This window comes from Streptosporangium sp. NPDC049248, assembly GCF_040678965.1.
Classification (GTDB): Bacteria; Actinomycetota; Actinomycetes; order Streptosporangiales; family Streptosporangiaceae; genus Streptosporangium; species Streptosporangium fukuiense.
The window spans coordinates 727,407-746,464 of record NZ_JBFAQY010000001.1 but is presented as its reverse complement, the minus strand read 5'-3'; the positions used below and the strand labels follow the sequence as shown (position 1 = coordinate 746,464).

Genomic DNA, 19,058 nt, shown 5'->3' with positions numbered 1-19,058 from the left:
GACCGCGCCGGATCTAAGATTGCCTACCAAGCGCTTGGTAAAGTAACGGAGGTCTTCCCGTGGAACTTCTGCCGATCAGCACGCCGCACTGCCGGATCGAGCGCGACGGTCATGTCGTCGTCGTCACCCTGAACCGGCCCGAGGCGAGGAACGCGCTCTCGTCGGACATGCTGGTCGGCCTGGCCGACGCCTGGGCCTACGTCTCCGGCGAGCCCGAGGTCCGCGTCGCCGTGCTGACCGGTGCGGACGGGACGTTCTGCGCGGGCGCCGACCTCAAGGCCATGGGCACTCCTTCGCAGGACCCCCGGGTCAGGGAGCGGGCCGCGGCCATCCCCGACTTCCACTGGAAGGGCCTGCTCCGCGATTCGGACGCGCTGCCGACCAAGCCGATCGTCTGCGCGGTCGAGGGATACGCCGTGGCCGGTGGCACCGAGTTGCTGGTCGGCACCGACCTGCGGGTGATCGCCGAGTCCGCCACCCTCGGCCTCTTCGAGGCCCGCCGCGCGCTGTTCCCGATGGGCGGCTCGGCGATCCGGCTCCCGCGCCAGATCCCGTACGCCTTCGCCATGGACATCCTGCTGACCGGCCGTGCCGTCACCGCGCAGGAGGCGCTGGGCATGGGCCTGGTCAACCGTGTCGTCCCCGACGGGCAGGCGCTGGCCGTCGCGCTGGAGATCGCCGCCCAGGTCGCCGAGTGCGGCCCGCTCGCCGTCCAGGCCATCCTGCGCACCTACCGCGAGACCCTGGGCATGCCCGAGGCCGAGGCGCTCAAGGTCTCCGACGGCATCGGCTGGCCGGTCATCGGCTCACAGGACGCCAAGGAGGGCTCCCGCGCCTTCCGCGAGAAGCGCCCGGCCGTCTACCGGGGCGAGTGAGACCGCCAGGCTCGGGAGGCCCCATACGGAAGAGGGGACGCCCGGCGGGCGCCCCCTCTCATCGGTTCATCGCGGGTTGTCGCGACTCAGCTCAGCTGAGCGCGTCCGCCAGGTCGCGAAGAGCCTTGATCAGCGCGGCCTGCGCGCTGTCGGCGGCGTCGAGCTGGTTGGAGACAGCCCTCAGCTGCGCCACGGCGGCGTTCTTCTGCGGGCCGTCCTTGAACTTCTCGGCCCGGTCGACGAACTTCCGCACGTTGTCGGCGGTGTTCTTCTTCATCGTGCCGGTACGCAGCGCCTGCGCGTAGTACGCCCGCACGACCTCGAAGCTCGGCGCCCACATCACCTTCGGCTGGGTCTGCGCGTTGAAGCCGTCGAAGCGCACCAGGGCCGCGGCGTCGACCTCGGCCTTGTCCAGGTGCTCGCTCGGCGTCAGCGCGAACGTGTCGAAGCCACGGGCCATCTCGCTGCCGTAGACGTGACCGTTGTAGTAGTACGCGGACCAGAACCCGCCGGTGAGCAGCGAGGTCGCGCTGACCGGGCCGCGGTCGAAGAAGGCGATCTCCTTCGGGTTGGCCGAGTCGGTGAAGTCGAAGGCCGAGATGCCGCCCTGGTACCAGGCCTGGACCATGATGTCGCGTCCGGGCACGGGGACGAGCGACCCGTTGTGGGCCACACAGTTCTCCTGGTTGACCTGAGGCACCGGGAGCTTGTAGTAGCTACGGAACTGCATCTTGCCGTCGACGATGTCGAAGATGGCGTTCGCGCCCCACGAGGGATCGTCGGTCGTCCGGCAGCGCGCACCGGTGCCGCCACCCCACTCGTCGGTGAAGACGATCTTCGTCCCGTCGTTGTTCAGGGTCGCCGAGTGCCAGTAGGCGAAGTTCGGGTCGGTGACCTCGTCCAGCCTGACCGGGTTGGCCGGATCGGAGATGTCGAGCAGCAGACCGTTACCGGCGCAGGCCGCCGCGGCCAGGCCGATCGCCGGGTAGGCGGTGATGTCGTGGCAGTGGGTCGTGACCGGCTGCGGCGACCAGGTCGAGCCGGACGGGTGCCGAGGCGCGGGCGGGGTGTTCTGCAGGCCGTTGATCGCACCGGTCTCCCGGTCGGCGAACAGGCGGGGCTGGCTCACGATCGCCGCGTTCTGCGGCGCGGCCAGCGGCACCTTGATGACGTCGATCCGCCACTGCGCGGTGTTCGGGTCCGTCGCGGCCCCGTTGACACAGCCGGCCAGCTCGCTGCCGGACCGGATGCTGGAGGTGCCCGAGACGTAGACGTAGAGGTTGTCCGGGTCGTTCTTGCCGGTCACCAGCGACAGGGTGTGCGATCCGCGGCAGGTCTGGACCGCGGCTACCTGCACCGGGTTCCGGACGTCGCTGACGTCGAAGACCCGGACACCCCGGAACCTGTCGGGGTTGACGGTGCCACTGGCGCCCTGGGTGCCACAGTCGAGCCGACCGCGCGTCTCCTCGACGGCCATGAACAGCAGGTTGCCGTGGACCGACACGTCACCCTGTCCACCCGGGCAGACCACCGAGGTGGTCAGGGTCGGGTTCGCAGGGGTGGAGATGTCATAGATGTTGAAACCATGGAAGTTGCCCACGAAGGCATGGTCGCCGCTGAACGCCATGTCCGAGTTGGCGTACGAAAGACTGCCGACGTTCGTCGGCTGGAAGAACCCCTCGGGCTTGTCGCGGTGTGCCTGAAGCTGCAGTCCGGCACCGGCCTCCTGTGCGTCCAGCCATCCGGCACCGAGACCGATCCGCGGATCGACGTCGGCCGCCACGGCCATGGCGGGCAACATCCCGACCACGACCGCCCCCGTAGCGATCACCACCCCTAGCTTGCTCAACTTGGCACGTCCCCAACGTGCCGCACGGCCCTCACTCATGGGTCGCTGCTCCTTATCTAGTGTTCCATTGACGTGACCCATCGCAGTGCGATAGGGGACCTCAAAGCCCATATCTATACAAGCATCCAAGATCAGCACGTCAGCATAGAAACAGTAACGGAGTGTCGAGAGATGTGCTATACCCTGCGATATCGATTGATTACGGACTTTCAGCACCAATAAGTCGAAAGCGGGTTTATATCATGTTCTCACCACCCCCGCTACGGCAAGTCATATCTCTTATTCTTGTCGTGACAATTCTCTCCGCCTGCACGTCCGAGAACCCCGAGCAGACCGCCGAACGCGCCCCCGTGGTCGTACAGCCGGGCGTCCCCGGAAAGTCAGGTCAGGTGCTCACCGGCAAGAAGCTGCCCCAACCCGAGGAGCAGCGGTACACCGAGGCCGACGTACGCTTCATGCAGGGGATGATCCCGCACCACGCGCAGGCCCTGGTGATGGCCGAACTCGTCCCCGCCCGCAGCACCCGCAAGGACCTGTCACTGCTCGCCAAGCGGATCAAGGCATCACAGCAGGACGAGATCCTGCTGATGCAGAACTGGCTCCGGGCACGCCTCAAGCAGGTGCCGAACGGATCCTCCGGCCACGCGCACGGCGGGATCATGCCCGGGATGCTCACCGAGGCGCAGCTCACCGAACTGGAGAAGGCGAGCGGTGCCGAGTTCGACAAGCTCTTCGTCCAGTTCATGATCCGCCACCACACGGGCGCGCTGAGCATGGTGGAGAAACTCTTCGCCGACGGCGGCGGCCAGGAGCCCGAGACCTACCGCTTCGCCACCGACGTCGACGCGGACCAGCGCATCGAGATCGACCGCATGCAACAACTCCTCGCCCAAATGGGCGGCACCCCACTCGACTGACCGTTCACCGACCGTCCCGAGAATCGTCGAATGCGGGTGACTCACCGCACCGCGGGAACAACGGCTACTCGGCGGTCTCCATGTGCGGGGCATTTCCCGCTCTCGCCCCGCGGCCGGTGGGTGAGTGAGCGCCGACGCGGGCCTCGCCGCCGCAGTGGCGGCAGATGACCAGCGCGTCGAGGGCCTCGCCGCAGGAGTGCCGCCAGCGGACCGGGGGGTCGTCGGGATGCAGGTGGCGGTCGCCCCACCTCATGAGCGTGATCAGGACGTCGCACAGTTCGACACCCGCGGGCGTGAGGTGGTATTCGAAGCGTACGGGGTGGTCGCTGTAGCGCTCCCGCCGGATGATCCCGGCCGCCTCCAGCTTGCGCAGCCGGGCGGTGAGGATGTCGCGGGAGGCTCCGGTGTTGAGCACGATGCCGTCGAACCGCCGCACGCCGTAGCTGAGTTCGCGGATCACCAGCAGGCTCCACCGCTCGCCGACCAGGTCCAGGGTGTCGGCGATGGAGCACTCGCGCGGCTGAGCCTCCTTTGGCATGCCGTGCAGTTTAGCCGCCGTTCTCACCGGACCCGGCCGGCCCATGGCTCAGAGCCTTCGATCCGTCACCAGGCGGAGCTGCCGGGCGGCACCCAGATGGTCCCCGTCGGGCCCCCAGGCGTCGATCCGCTCGTCGAGCCAGCCGTCGGCGCCCGCCTGATGTGTACGGGCGTGCAGGAGTACCCACGGCGACTCCGCCCGAGCGAGCCCGGCACCCGGCCGTACGGTGAACTCGACGGTGGGAATGGGCAGCAATTCCGGCAGGACCGCGGAGTAGGACGGCGCCAGCCCGTCCATCAGCAGGATCAGGCGATGCGCGTCCGGCGGCTCGGAGTCCTCCACCAGGCGGATCCAGGCGGTCAGCTCGGCATCGGCTCCGCCCGAATACGGACGGTTCGGCCCCACCGCACGGATCTCCATGGCCGTGGAGATGGCCACGAACCCGGGCGGGATCGTGAAGACCTCGCAGTCCTCCGGCCGCGGCGCGGCCGGTGCGACGGGCGAGACGACCGGCCAGGAGGCGCGGCCGGGAGACCCGAACATCGCCGAGGCGTCGACATGGACGCCCTGTCCCGTCGTCGCCCGGCCCGCGAGCGAGGAGAGCGTACGGCCGGAGCGCACCGGCGAGACCTCGACGCGGAACTCCCGGTAGAGGGGGCGGTGGTAGCGCGCCGTACTGCTCTGCAGCAGCGCACCCGGCACCTGCTCCCCCATCGCAGCCGTCAGCAGCGCGAGCGTCAGGCCACCGTGCACCCCACCGAAACCCCACAGCTGCTTTCCCGGATCGACAAGGTCGTCCACCGGTTTCCTGAGCAGGGCGGCGACTTCCGCGGTCACGAGTTCTCCCCTCCCGAACGACGACGTACGCACAGGCCTGCCACGGCGGCCGCCGCCGTGGCCAGCAGCGTGAGGTGCCAGCCGGCGTCGAACGCGTCGAGCGCCTCCGCCGTACCACGGGGCACGCCCAGTGCGGCGACCAGCATCGCGACACCGAGCACCGTGCCGACCTGCCGCGCCATGGTCACCACGCCGGAACCTGTCGAGAAGCTCCGCGGCGGGAGCGCGGTGACGGCGGCGCCGATCAGCGTGGGCAGGGTCAGGCCGACCCCGATGCCGGTGAGCAGCATGCCCGGCAGCATCCCTTGGGCGTATCCGGCATCCGGCGTCAGCCGCCAGACCCACCAGGCGATACCGCCGGCGAAGAACACGCACCCGGCCACCGCGATCGGGCCCGCGCCCACCCGCCGCACGATCGGACCCGCGCCGATGGCCAGTGCCGGCACCATGATCGGCCCCGGCGCGATGGCCAGGCCGGTGCGGAGTGCGGACCAGTGCCAGATCTGCTCACACCACAGGACCACCGAGAGCAGCATCGCCGCGAAGGCCACCGCGAAGAGGACGTTCGCCACGGTCGCCGGGCCGAAACCGGGGACGCGGAGCAGTGGCAACGGCAGCACCGGCGACGGATGGCGCCCCGACCGGTACACGAACCAGGCGAACAGCAGCGCGGCGACCGCCAGCGTCCCGGCGACCCCGCCGGGGCCCCAGTCGTCCCCCTTGACCAGGCCGAGGGCGAGGAGGGCGATCGCGGCGGTGAGGAGGGCCGCCCCCGGCAGATCCGGGCGCGCCGTGTCGGCCCGGCCCCCGCCTGCCGTCCGCGGAAGTACCCGCGGTCCCGCGACCAGGACGGCGACACCGATCGGCACGTTCACCAGGAACACCCAGCGCCAGTCGAACTGGGTCAGCACCCCGCCCACGACGGGACCGAGCGCGGCGGCAAGTCCGCTGATCGCCGTCCAGGCGCGGACCATCGAACCGCGCCGCTCGGGTGGGGCCGAGGCCAGCAGCAGTCCCAGCGAGGCGGGCATCAGCAGGGCCGCCCCGGCCGCCTGCGCCACCCGGGCCGCCACCAGCGTCCAGACTCCCGGCGCCACCGCGCACAGCACCGAGGCCACGGTGAAGACGGCGATGCCGACGAGGTAGGCGCGCCTGGGCCCGGTACGGTCCGCGAGGTTCCCCGCGGGCACGAGCAGTGCGGCGAAGACCACCGCGTAGGCGTTGAGAACCCACGACAGCGACGACAGCGAGGCGTCGGCGAAGTGCCCGCCGATCTGGGGCAGCGCGACGTTGACGACGAAGACGTCCAGGTTGGACATCGCCACCCCCGCCGCGACAACGGCGAAGACCACACCGAGCCTGGGCCGGGCAGGGATCTCAGGAGGTACGACGGTCCGGGTATCCGGTGAGTTCACGATTCTCCCATAGGGTTGGATTTTCCAACTAACCCAACGGGAGGACCGTAACAGCAGTCAGTTTGAAAAAACAACCCTCCACTCACGAGCGGCGGCCGCCCCGGGGGATGACGCCTACCGGCGGCGTTCGGGCGGACTGGTGACCCGCACCTGGTGTCCTGGCTCCCACGCTTGGCAGTCGCCGGGAATCCCACCGGCTCCCGGAACGAGAGAGCGGACCGATAGGGCGGACGACTCGGAGAACCCGCCGTTCCCGACCGGTGGACAGCCGGGCACGGCGGCCGTGGAGGTGCTGAGGCAGGCCGTTCTCGCCGGGGACTCGCGCGGAAGACGCAGATCCGCACCGCGGCCATGTCGGCGCCGGCGGTCGATCACCTGGCCGTGCCCGAGGCCGGGCGACTCGTGGTCGCGGGCGGCGGGCAAGGAGGTCGGCGAGGCGCCGTCCCGCTTCGTGTGGACCCGCGTCCGGGCCGGTCGGCCGCCCTCGCGGAGCCTGCCCGGCGGATGGATTCCCGCCGGACGAAGGTCCCCGCGGATTCCTCCGGGACCCGGCTGGATAGGCTTCGGCCAAGCCGTTCGCGAGCGGATCGGCCCCGGTCGGGCCGACGGCGATCCGGGAGGTCCCATGACATACGACGTGACAGCCGTACGGGCGTGTTTCCCCGCCCTCGACGAGGGCGCGGCTCACTTCGACGGGCCGGGAGGCTCGCAGGTTCCCGAGCAGGTGGCGGACGCCGTGGCCGGCGTCCTGCGGGCCGCCGTCGCCAACCGCGGTGCCGGAACCGTCGCCGAGCGCCGGGCCGACCGCATCGTGGCCGAGGCACGCCAGGCGATGGCCGACCTGCTCGGCGGCACGCCGACCGGCGTCGTGTTCGGCCGGAGCATGACGCAGCTCACCTACGACATGGCCCGCACGCTCGCCAAGGAATGGCGTCCCGGTGACGAGGTCGTGGTCACCAGGCTGGACCACGACGCGAACATCCGCCCGTGGGTGCAGACCGCCGAGGCGCACGGGGTCACCGTCCGCTGGGCCGACTTCGATCCGGAGCGCGGCGAGCTGGACGTCACCGCGATCGCCGGCCTGCTCACCGAGCGCACCCGGCTGGTGGCCGTCACCGCCGCGTCGAACCTGCTGGGCAGCCGGCCGGACATTCCGGCGATCGCCGAGCGGGTACACGCGGCCGGAGCGCTGCTCTACGTAGACGGCGTGCACCTGACGCCGCACAGCCCGGTCGACCTCCAAGGGCTCGGCGCCGACTTCTACGCCTGCTCGCCGTACAAGTTCCTCGGCCCGCACCTGGGCGTGCTCGCCGCCGCCCCCGCGCTACTGGAGACCCTCCGCCCGGACAAGCTGTCGCCCTCCAGCGACGCGGTGCCGGAACGCTTCGAGCTGGGCACCCTCCCCTACGAGCTGCTCGCCGGCACGACGGCGGCGATCGACTTCCTCGCCGGCCTGGTACCGGGCCCGGGCACCCGGCGCGAACGCCTGACCCGCTCGATGGCCGCGCTGGAGCGGCACGAGGAGGCCATGCTCGGGCGGCTCGACGCGGGCCTGGCCGAGATCGGCGGGGTGACCTCGTACGGCGCGGCCGCACGCAGGCGGACCCCCACGACGCTCTTCTCCATCGACCGCGTCAGGCCCGCCGACGCCTACCTGTCCCTGGCCGAACGCGGCGTCAACGCGCCCGCCGGCCACTTCTACGCGTTGGAGTGCTCCCGCCACCTGGGCCTCGGCGACACCGGCGCCATCCGCGCCGGAATCGCGCCCTATACCGACGAGTCCGACGTGGACCGGCTACTGAAGGGCATCCGCGAGCTGGCCGGGCAGGACTGAATCCGCCGCGTGAAGGTCCCCCTTCACCGCTCTCAGGGAAGCCGGCCGATCTCGAAGTCGTCGAAGTACGCCCGGGTCTCCGTAGAATCCCCTGGCCGCTTTCCCACGGTGAGCCCGAACCGGGGTCTTCCTTTGGCCCCGCGCGCGTCCTCGTCCACGGTCTCGGCCACGAGACGGTCGTCCACCCAGAGCGCCAGGCGCACCTCGCCCCCGTCCCGGGAGCACTCGGCCCGGAGCGTCGCCTTCTCCTTGGAGAAGGCGGGCGCGAGGAGGTCGGACGTCATGTCCCACGCGGTCGCGCTGGTGCTCTTGCGGATCCTTGCACGTCCGTCCGGACGGATCTCCAGGGTGTAGTAGTGAAGGTGCTCGTCGTCGAGCTTGTAGTCACAGGAGATCCCGGTCCAGGCGTTCCAGGGTGTTCCGTCGGTGATGTTGATCCGAACGGTGACCAGCGCGCGCTCGGGGGGCTCCGCGTTGACGGGCGCATCAGTCCAGCGGTCGCTGTTGGAGATGTCGGTGGCCAGCGTGTAGCGGCCGTCTCCGGTGTACCCGCGGGATGTGTCCACCCGGGTTCCGTCGTTGGGCCAGCCGGACTTGTCATTGCCGAAGTCGTCCCGGTACAGCACGTCGGCGCTCACGGGCGGGTCCTGGGGGAGCGCACGGATCCCGATTACGGCGGCCACCGCCAGCAGGAGGGCACCGGCCATCGCACCGCCCACGACCACCGGACGCTGCCGGAACCACGGCGGTGTCCGGCTCGCTTCCCGCTCCGCCGGATCCGTCGCCCGCACGGTCGGCGGGAGCAGGCCGAAGAGGTTCAGCCGCAGCGTGCCCGCCAGTTTGGCGGTGTCCTCCGCGTCGTTCCGTCCGACCAGGCCGGACAGCAGGTTCTGGGCGGTCGGCCGGGCCGCAGGGTCCTTGTCGAGTGCGGCCTTCACCAGATCACGCAGGTCTGGATCGAGGTCCTCCAGGTCCGGGGTGTGGTTCATGACCCGGTAGAGCGCCTCGGGCATGTTCCGGGCGGCGAAGGGAGACTTCCCCGTCGCGGCGGCGACCACTACGCAGCCCCAGGCGAAGATGTCGGCGGGCGGGCCCGACGTTCCTCCGGAGAACCGCTCGGGAGCCATATAGTCGGGGGTGCCGATGACGTGGCCTGTCGAGGTCTGCCCGCCGTTCGCGTCCAGGGCACGGGCGATGCCGAAGTCGATCACCTTGGGGCCCAGCGGTGACAGCAGCACGTTGGCGGGCTTGAGGTCACGGTGCATGATTCCCGCGCCGTGGATCGCGGTGAGCGCGAGCGCCACCCCGACGGCCAGCGCCTCCAGGTTGGCCCCGCTCAGCGTGCCGTGGTCGCGCAGCACGCGGGCGAGGTCGGGGCCGGCGACGTACTCCGTCACGACCCAGAGCGGCTCACCCTCCAGCCGGGCGTCCAGGACCGGAGCAGTGCAGAACCGGCTGACCTTCCGCGCCGCGGCCACCTCGTTCCTGAACCGCGCCACGAACTCCGGGTCGGCGGCCAGATTCGTGTTGATCACCTTGATCGCTACCGGCCCTGACGGCCCCTCGGCGAGGTAGACCGTGCCCATCCCGCCCCTGCCCAGGCGTCCGGCGATGCGATAGGGACCGAGCGCGATCGGGTCGGCGGGTTCAAGACCGAGCACGGGGGGAAGTCCGTATGCCGTCACAGCGGATGATCCTAGATGAATAGGTCCGATGTGATCAGTGGTCTTAAGCGATCAACGAGCGTGTGACCGGGGCTCCGGTCTTGCGGCTGGAAGCAGCGCCCCGCGCCACGGACGTCCTGGTCGCGACCCCAAGCAGCGGGCAAGTTCGGCCCGGTGACGATGGACGACCCATAGGCGCGGCCATCCGCGCACCATCTCCTGGGCAGGAGCCTCAGAGGCCGATCGCTCCGGGTGTTTCGGGGAAGGATCTCAGCATGTCAGTTGAGTTGAACCACACCATCGTGGCGGCCCGGGACAAGAAGGCGTCCGCCGAGTTCCTGGCGGGCGTCCTGGGCCTTGAGGTCGGGGCCCCCTACGGGCCCTTCATCCCGGTGGCGACCGGCAACGGCGTCACCCTGGACTTCGCCGACAGCCACGAGGAACAGATCACCGCCCAGCACTACGCCTTCCTGGTCTCCGAGCAGGAGTTCGACGCCATCTTCGGACGGATCCAGCAGGCCGGCATCACCTACTACGCCGACCCCTTCCACCGGCAGGCCGGGCAGATCAACCACCACGACGGCGGCCGAGGCCTCTACTTCGAGGACCCGAACCGGCACAACCTGGAAATAATCACCCGCCCCTACGGCAGCGGCGGATGACACGAAGGCACCGACCCCACCACGAGACCTTGCTCCGGCCCTACAGCGCACCGCGGGCAACCCTGCGCTCCTTTCGGAAACGACGCTTCAGCTACGGCGATTCACGCTGAGCGATCTCGTACGGATCGCTTCAGCCGTACGGAGAACACCGGACGATCCGAAAGGGAGCGACTACGGTCCGCTCCGGTACGGCGGGACCGGATGGCGCGGAGGTGGGTGGGTGTTCCGGGCGGCGTATAAAATCCCGAAACCACCGCGCCCGCCAGGCCGAAGGCCTGAGAACACCAGACGGCAACTGAGACGGCCGCCCGGAACACCCACCCACCGGAGCGCGCACACCCGACCGGCCAACTCATCGCTCCCCGCGCCCGGCGCGCGCGACGGTCAGCTGAACGCGGGTGACGCCGAGGGATCGACCAGGCCCCTCGAACGAACCAGGTAGAGCGGAACCACGCCGAGCGGCACGCGTGGACGTGAGAGTCACCGGAGTCCGTTCTACGATGCGAGAAAAGCGGAACGCCGCCCCCCGCGCACCATGAGATGGCGCGTGCCGTTCCGCCGAGACCGGGCACATGACGAGACCCCCGGCAGAACCTCGACAGCGGAGAGCAGGGGCAACGGTGCGCACTTCTGACGGCCCGTCGGGGAACGGCGGGAAACGGAGCGAGACCGCCTCCTCCGCGCTCAGTTCCACCGTTCTGCTGTACTGGCTCCTCGGCCTCACCGTGCTTCTCGTGGTGTCCGGCTACCTGAGCGACAGAGAGAGCCGGCTGGTCCCCTTCCTCATCATCCTGCCCGCCTTCGTCGCCGGGGTGGGGACGGTGCGGCAGACCCTCCTCACCGCCGGATGGGTCGTCCTCGTCGTTATCGGCTCGGTGCTCTACCACCCGTTGCAGACGGCCGCCAACCTGTCACTGATCGCCTTCTCCATCGTGCTCGGCGGGTTGAGCGTCGCGGGGTGCCGGTGGCGGATCCGCAAGAACGAGGAGATCGCCCGGCTGCGCTCGGCGTCGGCGGCCCTGCAACGGCAGATCCTGCGTCCGCTGCCGTTGCTCACCGACCAGCTCCTGGTCGACGGGCTGTACGAGCCCGCGGAGGAGGACAGCATGGTCGGCGGCGACGTCTACGAGGTGGTGGCCTCGCCGTACGGCAGCCGGGTGCTCATCGCCGACGTCCAGGGCAAGGGCCTGCCCGCCATCGGCACCGCCTTCGCGGTGCTGGGCGCCTTCCGGGAGGCGGCCTTCCGGGAGCCGGCTCTCCCCGCGGTGGTGGACGCCCTGGAGAACGCCGTGCTGCGGCACAACGCCTTCGCGAAGCAGACCGGCGACCCCGAACGCTTCGTCACCGCCCTCGTGCTGAGCGTCGACAGCGGGTACAAGGCCCAGGCCGTCAACTGCGGCCATGTTCCGCTGTACATCCTGTACGGCGAGCGGACCGGCCCGGTTCTCTTCCGTGATCCGGGCGTCCCCCTGGGGCTGGGCTCCCTCGCCTCGGAACCACGTGCCGTCGAATGGTTCGACTTCCCTCCCGGCGCGACCCTGCTGCTCTGCACGGACGGCGTCACCGAGGCCCGTGACCCGTCCGGCGCCTTCTACCCCCTGGAGGAGCACCTGGCCCACTGGCATGACGCCTCCCCCGAGCAGGTGGTCAGGGCCCTGCGCGCCGAACTGCTCCGGCACACCCTGGGCAACCTCCGCGACGACCTCGCCGTACTGGCCGTCCGCCGCGACCACTCGCTGACCACGGGCACGTGACACGGCACGCTAGTCCCCGGTCAGCCGACCCAGTCGCTCGGTGGCCTCGATGTACTCCTCCACCAGCCCGAACACCACGTCCTTGGTCGACCGTACCTGGTTCATGGTCCCGATGATCTGACCCGCCGGGAAGGTGGCCAGCTCGGCGGCGTCGGAGCGGGCGATGCGGCGGAGCGCGTCGGAGATCAGCATGAACTGCAGCGGCATCGGCAGGGTGCCGGGCGAGTCGGGCGCCTCCCAGGCGTCGGTCCACTCGTTCCTGAGCAGCCGGGCGGGCTTGCCCGTCCACGAGCGGGAGCGCACGGTGTCGCGTGAGGTGGCCTCCAGGATGCGCTGCTTGGCCATCGCGGGGGTGTCGGCCTCCTCGACGGCGAGCCAGATGGAACCGGTCCACACCCCCTCGGCTCCGAGCGCCATGCCCGCCGCCATCTGGCGGCCGTTGCCGATGCCTCCCGCGGCCAGTACGGGCACGTCCACCGCGTCCACCACCTGCGGGATGAGCACCATCGTGGAGATCTCCCCGGTGTGCCCGCCCGCCTCGGTGCCCTGCGCGACGACGATGTCCACGCCGACCTCGACCTGCTTGACCGCGTGCCTGGGGGTGGACGCCAGCGCCGCCACCTTCACGCCCTTGGCGTGCGCCAGCTCGACCACGTCGGCGGGCGGCGGGCCGAGGGCGTTGGCCAGCAGCGCGATCGGGTGCCGCAGCGCCACCTCGACCTGCGGCCTGGCGGTGGCGTCGGTCCAGCCGAGCAGGGCCCGGCCGGCCTCCTCGCCGGACAGCGGGCCGACGCCGTGCGAGGTCAGCAGGTTGTCGACGAACGCGCGGTGCCCCTCGGGGATCATCCCCTGGAGCCGTCCCAGCAGATCCTCGGGCGAGTCGACGCCCAGGTCGGCTCCCGCGTAGGAGGCGGGCATGACCACGTCGACGCCGTACGGCTTGCCGTCGACGTGGTCGTCGATCCACTTGAGCTCCATCTCGAGCTCTTCCGGGGTGAAGTAGAGCGCGCCGAGCACGCCCATCCCGCCGGCGCGACTGACCTCGACGACGACGTCCCGGCAGTGGCTGAAGGCGAATATCGGAAGTTCGATCCCGAGCATGTCCGTGACACGTGTCCGCATGCGCCCACGGTACGACCCGCCCCCAACAAACTGCAACGTGTTCTAGTCTAGAATGTTTCGTCGGTATTGTTAGGAAACCAAAACAATGCCGGGAAAGCACAACGAGAACCTGTTTCACCGAGGCATTCGGCGCCAGATCGCGCGCGGCAGCACGCGCATCACCGCGAAGAACACCCGCAGCCTGCCGGGAACCCAGACGACCTCGGCGTCGACGCGCAACCCGGCGATCACCGCGTCGGCGACCTGGCCCGGAGTGGACGACATCGGCGCGGGAGACATCCCCTCGGTCATCCTGCCGATCACGAAACCAGGCCGGACCACCATCACCCGGGCACCCGATCCGTGCAGGGCGTCGCCCAGCCCCTGCGCGAACCCGTCCAGGCCCGCCTTGGCCGAGCCGTACACGAAGTTGGCCCGGCGCACCCGTACCCCGGCCACCGAGGAGAGCACCACCAGCGTGCCGTGGCCCTGCTCGCGCAGCCGCCGCGCGGCGAAGAGCCCGGCGGACACGTGCCCGCCGTAGTTGACCGCGACCGCCTCGGCGGCGGCCACCGGATCGGCGTCGTAGGTCCGCTGGCTGCCCAGCACGCCGAAGGCGGGGATGACCACGTCCAGGTCGCCGACCAGCTTCGCGGCGGCCTCGATCACCTCGCCGTGCGTCTCGGGCCGGGAGGCGTCGAAGTCCAGCAGGTGCACCTCGGCGGCCCCGATCACCGGGGGCGGTCCGGCGGTGGCGTCACGGGCGGCGAGCACGACCTGGCGGGCACCGTCGCGGACCAGCCGCTCGACGATCGCCAGCCCGATCTCGCTGCGCCCGCCCAGCAGCAGCACGGTGTCCACCGTGCCCAGGGCGTTCTTCATCCGACCAACCTCCTCATCGGCGTCCCGGAACCGGTTCTCACAGGGAGAGTCTTCTCGCCAGGTCCGAGCGGAACACCCCGCCCGGATCCACCTCGTCACGGACCGCCCGCCACTCCGCCAGCCGGGGGTACATCGCGGCCATCGTCTCGGCCGACATCCGCGAGTCCTTGGCCAGGTAGATCCGCCCGCCCGCCCCGGCCACCCAGCCGTCGAACTCGCGCAGCAGCCCGGCCAGCCCTCGCCGGCCGGCGGGGATGTCCAGGGCGAGCGTCCAGCCGGGAGCCGGGAACGACAGCATCCCCGGCGTGCCGGGCCCGAACCGCTTGAGCACCGTGAGGAAGGAGACCACCCCGAGAGCCGACAGCCGCGAGACGATCCGCCGCAGCGTCGCCTCCTCGCCGAACGGCACCAGGAACTGGTACTGGACGAAGCCGTGCGAGCCGTAGACCCGGTTCCAGCCGTCCACCGAGTCCAGCGGGTGGAAGAACGGCGCGAGCCCCTGGATGAGACCGGTGCCGGGGCGCGACTTCCGGTACCAGGCCTCGTTGAAGGCCCGTACGGTCACCTGGTTGAGCAGCCCGTTCGGCGCCCAGGCGGGGGCCCTCACCACGGAACCGGGAGCGAACGCCAGCGGGTCGGCGCCGCGCGGCAGCTCGTCGCGGGTCGCGTGGTCTCCCCTGGTGAGCACGCTGCGGCCCATCCGGGCGCCCGCGGCGAGCAGGTCGATCCAGGCGACCGTGTAGCGGTAACGGTGATCGGTGGCCGCCATCGTCTCCAGCGTGTGGTCCAGGTCCCGGGTGCGCGTCACGTCCACCCGTACCCGGGAGGTCTCGATCGGCAGGCACTGGAACACCGCCTCGGTGATCACACCGGTGAGCCCCATCCCGCCGACCGTGGCCCAGAACAGGTCGTCGCCCGGTGCCAGCGTACGGCCGACGCCGTCGGCCGTGACGAGGGTGAGGGAGCGCAGGTGGGCGCCGAAGGAGGAGTCGGCGTGGTGGTTCTTGCCGTGCACGTCGGCCGCCACGGCCCCGCCGACCGTCACGTACCTGGTGCCCGGGGTGACCGGGACGAACCAGCCCAGGGGCACCAGGGCGGTCATCAGATCGTGCAGGCTCAGCCCGCCGGCGGCGGTGACCAGGCCGGTCGTCCCGTCCAGGGACCACGAGGTCAGCGCGGTGCAGTCGAGGACCAGGCCGCCGGAGTTCTGCGCGGCGTCGCCGTAGGAACGGCCGAGTCCCCGGACCGCGACGCCCCGGCCCGGTGCCCGCCGTACCAGCTCGGCGACCTCCTCGGCGGAGTGGGGCCTGGCCAGCCGCGCGGGGGTCGGCGCGGTACGGCCCCAGCCGGTCAGGAAGGTCATCGAACCTCCTTGAGCGTGCAGAACTCGGGCCTCGGCCCCGGGCAGGAGGTCAAGGCAGGTAGATCCCGAAGGCGAGCGAGACGAGCAGGAGCGCGACGAACACCTGCGTGGGCCGGTCGCGCAGGGCGAGTTCCTCGGGCTCCTCCCCCACGCCCCGGTCCACCAGCAGATTGTGCCGCAGCACGATGAGCAGGAAGGGCACGATGCTGATCCCGTAGAACGGGCCGGGGTGGTCGTTGAGCGCCCACAGGCAGTAGGTCACGATCATGGCGCCTGACGACATCAGCCGGACGCCGGACAGATAGCCGGGAGTGTAGGCGGCCAGGATGGCGCGGGTGGAGTTGCCGCCGCCGGCGGCGCGCAGCTCGGCCTCCCGCTTGCCCGCCACGAGCTGGAGCGAGCCGAGCGAGATCACCACAAGGAACCAGCTCGTCACCGGCACGTCCACGGCGACCGCCCCGGCGAAGGCGCGGATCACGTGGCAGCCCGCGACCGCGACCAGGTCCACCACCACCTCGTGCTTCAGCCAGTAGGTGTAGGCGAAGGTCAGCACCAGGTATCCGACGACCACGGCCGGCAGCCGCCAGTCACCCGACAGCGCGGCGAACACCGGGGCGAGCACGACGAGCAGGACTCCGACGGTCCATGCGAGCCGTACCGAGACCAGACCGGCGGCGATGGGGCGGTGGCGCTTGCGCGGGTGGCGGCGGTCGGCCTCGACGTCGGCGGCGTCGTTGAGCAGGTAGGTGCCGCCGGCGGCCAGGCAGAACGCCAAGAAGGCGATCAGCGCGCCGAGCAGGCCCTGGACGGTCCCCAGTACGCCGGCCGCCGCCGGGGCCGCGAACACCAGGGCGTTCTTCAGCCACTGGCGCGGGCGGCAGGCCCGGACGAGGGCGACGGGCGAGAAGCGCCGGGCGCCCGCTTCCGGAGCGCCGGGGGAGGTGGGCTCCGGCGCGGCCAGAGCGGCCGCCGGCGGATTCGCCGACGGCCACGTGGCAGGCGCTTTCTCGTTCACCGGATCCTTACTCGCCAGGATCCGGTCGCCGGAGCTCACCGCATTCCGATCGTCAGCCCCGGCCGGTCCTGCGGACCAGGAGGAATCCGGTGACCAGCAGGGCGAGGCCCACCAGCAGCAGGATCACCGGGATCGTCACCTTGAGCAGGGTGATCTGGCTCTTGCCCTCGGTGGCGTTGCGCACCAGCTCGTCGACGGTCTGCGGGGTCATCTTGGCCGTCGCCGCGAAGGCGATGATGCTGTGGGCGCCGTCCTGGGTCCTCAGCACGTCGTTGCGCTGCTGCTCCTGCTTGACCGGCGAGCCGGTGACCGGCTCGATCCAGTAGGTGTTCTTGCCCTCGTAGAACCGGTCCACCTGGACGTCGCCGGTCACGTCCGTCACGCCCATGATCGAGGCGGGGACGGTGCGGGTCTCGGTCTTCGTCTCCGGAGCCACCTGCTCGAACTTGTACGCCGGCAGGCCGTTGACGTCCTCCTCGCCGACGAACGTGGCGTCGAAGGCCATGCCCGCGGTGGAGTTGAAGACCTTGTAGGTCTTCTTCTCGACGTCGAAGGGGAACTTGTAGATCTGGCCTTCGAGCTTGCTGGGCTTCTTGTCGATGTTCACCGCGCAGCAGTTGATGCCCTCGCCGGTGTACTTGTTGAAAGCGCTGCGCCGCTCGCCGAGCGAGATACCCGGGTTACCGTTCGTCGCGTCGTTGACCGCGGTGAACTCGTCCCAGACGACCCGGTCGCCCTGGGACTGGGACACATCCCCACGGGTGGTGACGGTGATGGCGAGGTCGCCGGTCATCACCTTGAGGTCCTTGGCGCTGAAGTACTGTGCGCCGGTGGCCTCCAGCTTACTGATCCCGTACTGGGCGGCCGGGGCCGCGATCAGGCTGCCGCCGATCTGGAAACGCACCAGCGGCGCGAGCACGATGAGGAACGCCCCGACGGCTAACAGGATTACTCCGACGACCCGACGCATCTACCCTCCTGGGGGATTACAGCATGGGGGGTTTGGGGGGAAATATGTGGATTGACAAGGCTACTGACCAGTATGTTAGGTGCAGGGAGTGATCGACGTCACCGGGGGATGCGGAAAAGTGACCGAAACAAGTTCTAGATCGGAACGGCTCTCTCCGCAGGCTCCATCCAAAATAGTCGGTCATCTGGACACTCTGGACGGCGTGCGCGCCGTCGCCTCGCTCGCGGTGCTCGTCTTCCACGTCGCGAGCGAGTCCGGTGCCGCGCTCCGCGAGGGTTTCACCGGCGCGCTGCTCTCCCGCGGCGACGTGGCGGTGCCGATCTTCTTCGCGCTCTCCGGACTGCTGCTCTACCGGCCCTACGCGGCCGCGCTGCTGTGCCGGACCCCCGCCGTCCACACCCTCGCCTACCTGTGGAAGCGGGCGGTGCGCATCCTGCCCGCCTACTGGCTGGTGGTCGTGGTGGCCATGTTCATCTGGTCACGCGACCACACCTCCGACGCCTGGAGCTGGCTGACGCTGCTGACCCTCAACCAGAACTACGTCACCGAGGCCTGGTGGTTCGGCCTGGGGCCCAAGGGCCTGGCCCAGATGTGGAGCCTCTCGGTCGAGGTGGCCTTCTACGTCCTGCTCCCCCTGCTCGCGGCGGGCCTGGCCGCCTTCGCCCGGCGCGGCGGAGCGGACGTGCACCGGCGGGCCCGGCGGCTGCTGGCGGGCCTGGGCGCGCTGATCGCGCTCTCCTACGTCTGGACGCTGCTGACCTACTACCCGGAGTACCGTCCCTTCCTGAACAGCTGGCCGCCCCGCTCGATGATCTTCTTCGCGGTGGGGATGGCGCTGGCCGTGGTGCTGGCCTGGATACGCGCCACCCCGGACGCCGACTCCCCCGCCCGGCGTTTCGAACGGGCGGTGTGGGCCTCCCCCGGCTCGTGGTGGCTGGTCGCCGCCCTGGCGTACGCCGTCGCCGCCTCCCCCGTGACCGGAACCCGCTTCCTCGGCATCGACGGCGTCTGGTCGGGCCTGTTCGAGCTGACCCTCTACGCGATCGTGGCCCTGTGCCTGCTCGTCCCGGCCACACTGCCGCCGCCGGGCGACTCACCGGTGAAGGTCCTGCTCGCCAACCCGGTGATGAGCTTCCTCGGCCGCATCTCCTACGGCGTCTTCCTCTGGCAGTTCGTGGCCATCTACCTGTGGTACGGCTTCACCGAGCAGCAGCAGTTCTCCGGCAACTTCCTGGGCAACCTGGTGCCCGTCACCGTCATGACGCTCGTGATGGCCACCCTGACCTACCGGTTCGTGGAACAGCCCGCCCAGCGCCTCAACCGCCTCATGCGCCCGCCCCTCCGCCCAGAACCGGCCGAGGGATCGGAGCGGCGCCCCTAGG

The 19,058-nt window shown here is 70.2% G+C and carries 16 protein-coding genes; 6 read left to right on the top strand and 10 right to left on the bottom strand.

The genetic code is table 11. The annotated features are described in order from the left end of the window. Nucleotides 1-59 precede the first annotated feature (59 nt). Nucleotides 60-875 (top strand): crotonase/enoyl-CoA hydratase family protein, encoded by an 816-nt coding sequence (locus AB0K21_RS03370; RefSeq protein WP_364147433.1) that lies wholly within the window; start codon nucleotides 60-62, stop codon nucleotides 873-875. 91 nt (nucleotides 876-966) lie between these two features. On the opposite strand, the gene AB0K21_RS03365 is transcribed toward AB0K21_RS03370, so the two are convergent. Then, nucleotides 967-2,763 (bottom strand): hypothetical protein, encoded by a 1,797-nt coding sequence (locus AB0K21_RS03365; RefSeq protein WP_364147430.1) that lies wholly within the window; start codon nucleotides 2,761-2,763, stop codon nucleotides 967-969. Nucleotides 2,764-3,014: 251 nt separating this feature from the next. Here AB0K21_RS03365 and AB0K21_RS03360 point away from each other — a divergent pair, with 251 nt between their 5' ends. Next, on the top strand, nucleotides 3,015-3,641 hold the full coding sequence (locus AB0K21_RS03360; protein ID WP_364147427.1) for a DUF305 domain-containing protein: 627 nt from the start codon (nucleotides 3,015-3,017) through the stop codon (nucleotides 3,639-3,641). 64 nt (nucleotides 3,642-3,705) lie between these two features. Here AB0K21_RS03360 and AB0K21_RS03355 read toward each other — a convergent pair whose 3' ends face one another. Genes AB0K21_RS03355 through AB0K21_RS03345 form a run of 3 tightly spaced genes read right to left on the bottom strand, consistent with a single transcriptional unit; the run spans nucleotide 3,706 to nucleotide 6,431 of the window. Then, nucleotides 3,706-4,179, bottom strand: a complete 474-nt coding sequence (locus AB0K21_RS03355; RefSeq protein WP_343973625.1) for a helix-turn-helix domain-containing protein — start codon at nucleotides 4,177-4,179, stop codon at nucleotides 3,706-3,708. Between the two features lie 48 nt (nucleotides 4,180-4,227). After that, nucleotides 4,228-5,016, bottom strand: coding sequence for a thioesterase family protein (locus AB0K21_RS03350; protein WP_343973628.1), 789 nt, complete (start codon nucleotides 5,014-5,016; stop codon nucleotides 4,228-4,230). Continuing rightward, complete coding sequence (locus AB0K21_RS03345) at nucleotides 5,013-6,431, bottom strand: MFS transporter (protein WP_364147424.1); 1,419 nt, start codon at nucleotides 6,429-6,431, stop codon at nucleotides 5,013-5,015. The genes AB0K21_RS03350 and AB0K21_RS03345 overlap by 4 nt, the downstream gene beginning before the upstream one ends. A gap of 625 nt (nucleotides 6,432-7,056) precedes the next feature. On the opposite strand from AB0K21_RS03345, the gene AB0K21_RS03340 reads away from it, so the two are divergent. Next, nucleotides 7,057-8,265 carry a cysteine desulfurase-like protein gene (locus AB0K21_RS03340; RefSeq protein WP_343973634.1) on the top strand — a complete coding sequence of 403 codons (1,209 nt, stop codon included), beginning with the start codon at nucleotides 7,057-7,059 and terminating at the stop codon, nucleotides 8,263-8,265. Nucleotides 8,266-8,297: 32 nt separating this feature from the next. Here AB0K21_RS03340 and AB0K21_RS03335 read toward each other — a convergent pair whose 3' ends face one another. Then, nucleotides 8,298-9,950, bottom strand: coding sequence for a serine/threonine-protein kinase (locus AB0K21_RS03335; protein WP_343973637.1), 1,653 nt, complete (start codon nucleotides 9,948-9,950; stop codon nucleotides 8,298-8,300). 254 nt (nucleotides 9,951-10,204) lie between these two features. On the opposite strand from AB0K21_RS03335, the gene AB0K21_RS03330 reads away from it, so the two are divergent. Together AB0K21_RS03330 and AB0K21_RS03325 are read left to right on the top strand one after the other, a co-directional pair. Next, nucleotides 10,205-10,591 carry a VOC family protein gene (locus tag AB0K21_RS03330; RefSeq protein ID WP_343973640.1) on the top strand — a complete coding sequence of 129 codons (387 nt, stop codon included), beginning with the start codon at nucleotides 10,205-10,207 and terminating at the stop codon, nucleotides 10,589-10,591. Nucleotides 10,592-11,211: 620 nt separating this feature from the next. Next, nucleotides 11,212-12,345 carry a PP2C family protein-serine/threonine phosphatase gene (locus tag AB0K21_RS03325; RefSeq protein WP_343973643.1) on the top strand — a complete coding sequence of 378 codons (1,134 nt, stop codon included), beginning with the start codon at nucleotides 11,212-11,214 and terminating at the stop codon, nucleotides 12,343-12,345. 9 nt (nucleotides 12,346-12,354) lie between these two features. Here the strand turns inward: AB0K21_RS03325 and AB0K21_RS03320 are convergent, their stop codons facing one another. The 5 genes from AB0K21_RS03320 to AB0K21_RS03300 form a co-directional block, all read right to left on the bottom strand. Beyond that, nucleotides 12,355-13,467 carry a nitronate monooxygenase family protein gene (locus tag AB0K21_RS03320; RefSeq protein ID WP_364147418.1) on the bottom strand — a complete coding sequence of 371 codons (1,113 nt, stop codon included), beginning with the start codon at nucleotides 13,465-13,467 and terminating at the stop codon, nucleotides 12,355-12,357. Between the two features lie 114 nt (nucleotides 13,468-13,581). After that, nucleotides 13,582-14,328 (bottom strand): SDR family NAD(P)-dependent oxidoreductase, encoded by a 747-nt coding sequence (locus AB0K21_RS03315; RefSeq protein ID WP_364147416.1) that lies wholly within the window; start codon nucleotides 14,326-14,328, stop codon nucleotides 13,582-13,584. A gap of 37 nt (nucleotides 14,329-14,365) precedes the next feature. After that, the gene (locus AB0K21_RS03310) at nucleotides 14,366-15,691 is read right to left on the bottom strand and encodes an FAD-binding oxidoreductase (RefSeq protein ID WP_343973652.1); all 1,326 of its coding nucleotides are present in this window, start codon (nucleotides 15,689-15,691) and stop codon (nucleotides 14,366-14,368) included. Between the two features lie 49 nt (nucleotides 15,692-15,740). Beyond that, nucleotides 15,741-16,706, bottom strand: a complete 966-nt coding sequence (locus tag AB0K21_RS03305) for a decaprenyl-phosphate phosphoribosyltransferase (protein ID WP_343973655.1) — start codon at nucleotides 16,704-16,706, stop codon at nucleotides 15,741-15,743. A 52-nt stretch (nucleotides 16,707-16,758) separates the two neighbouring features. Then, the gene (locus tag AB0K21_RS03300) at nucleotides 16,759-17,676 is read right to left on the bottom strand and encodes a DUF3068 domain-containing protein (protein ID WP_343973658.1); all 918 of its coding nucleotides are present in this window, start codon (nucleotides 17,674-17,676) and stop codon (nucleotides 16,759-16,761) included. Between the two features lie 202 nt (nucleotides 17,677-17,878). Between AB0K21_RS03300 and AB0K21_RS03295 the strand changes: the two genes are divergently transcribed. After that, on the top strand, nucleotides 17,879-19,057 hold the full coding sequence (locus AB0K21_RS03295; RefSeq protein WP_343973661.1) for an acyltransferase: 1,179 nt from the start codon (nucleotides 17,879-17,881) through the stop codon (nucleotides 19,055-19,057). Nucleotide 19,058 lies beyond the last annotated feature (1 nt).

Excerpts from the sequence above, each read along its gene's own strand:
- AB0K21_RS03365 (WP_364147430.1), bottom strand. The coding sequence starts at position 2,763 with ATGAGTGAGGGCCGTGCGGCACGTTGGGGACGTGCCAAGTTGAGCAAG.
- AB0K21_RS03355 (WP_343973625.1), bottom strand. The coding sequence starts at position 4,179 with ATGCCAAAGGAGGCTCAGCCGCGCGAGTGCTCCATCGCCGACACCCTG.
- AB0K21_RS03340 (WP_343973634.1), top strand. The coding sequence starts at position 7,057 with ATGACATACGACGTGACAGCCGTACGGGCGTGTTTCCCCGCCCTCGAC.
- AB0K21_RS03330 (WP_343973640.1), top strand. The coding sequence starts at position 10,205 with ATGTCAGTTGAGTTGAACCACACCATCGTGGCGGCCCGGGACAAGAAG.
- AB0K21_RS03320 (WP_364147418.1), bottom strand. The coding sequence starts at position 13,467 with ATGCGGACACGTGTCACGGACATGCTCGGGATCGAACTTCCGATATTC.
- AB0K21_RS03315 (WP_364147416.1), bottom strand. The coding sequence starts at position 14,328 with ATGAAGAACGCCCTGGGCACGGTGGACACCGTGCTGCTGCTGGGCGGG.
- AB0K21_RS03310 (WP_343973652.1), bottom strand. The coding sequence starts at position 15,691 with ATGACCTTCCTGACCGGCTGGGGCCGTACCGCGCCGACCCCCGCGCGG.
- AB0K21_RS03300 (WP_343973658.1), bottom strand. The coding sequence starts at position 17,676 with ATGCGTCGGGTCGTCGGAGTAATCCTGTTAGCCGTCGGGGCGTTCCTC.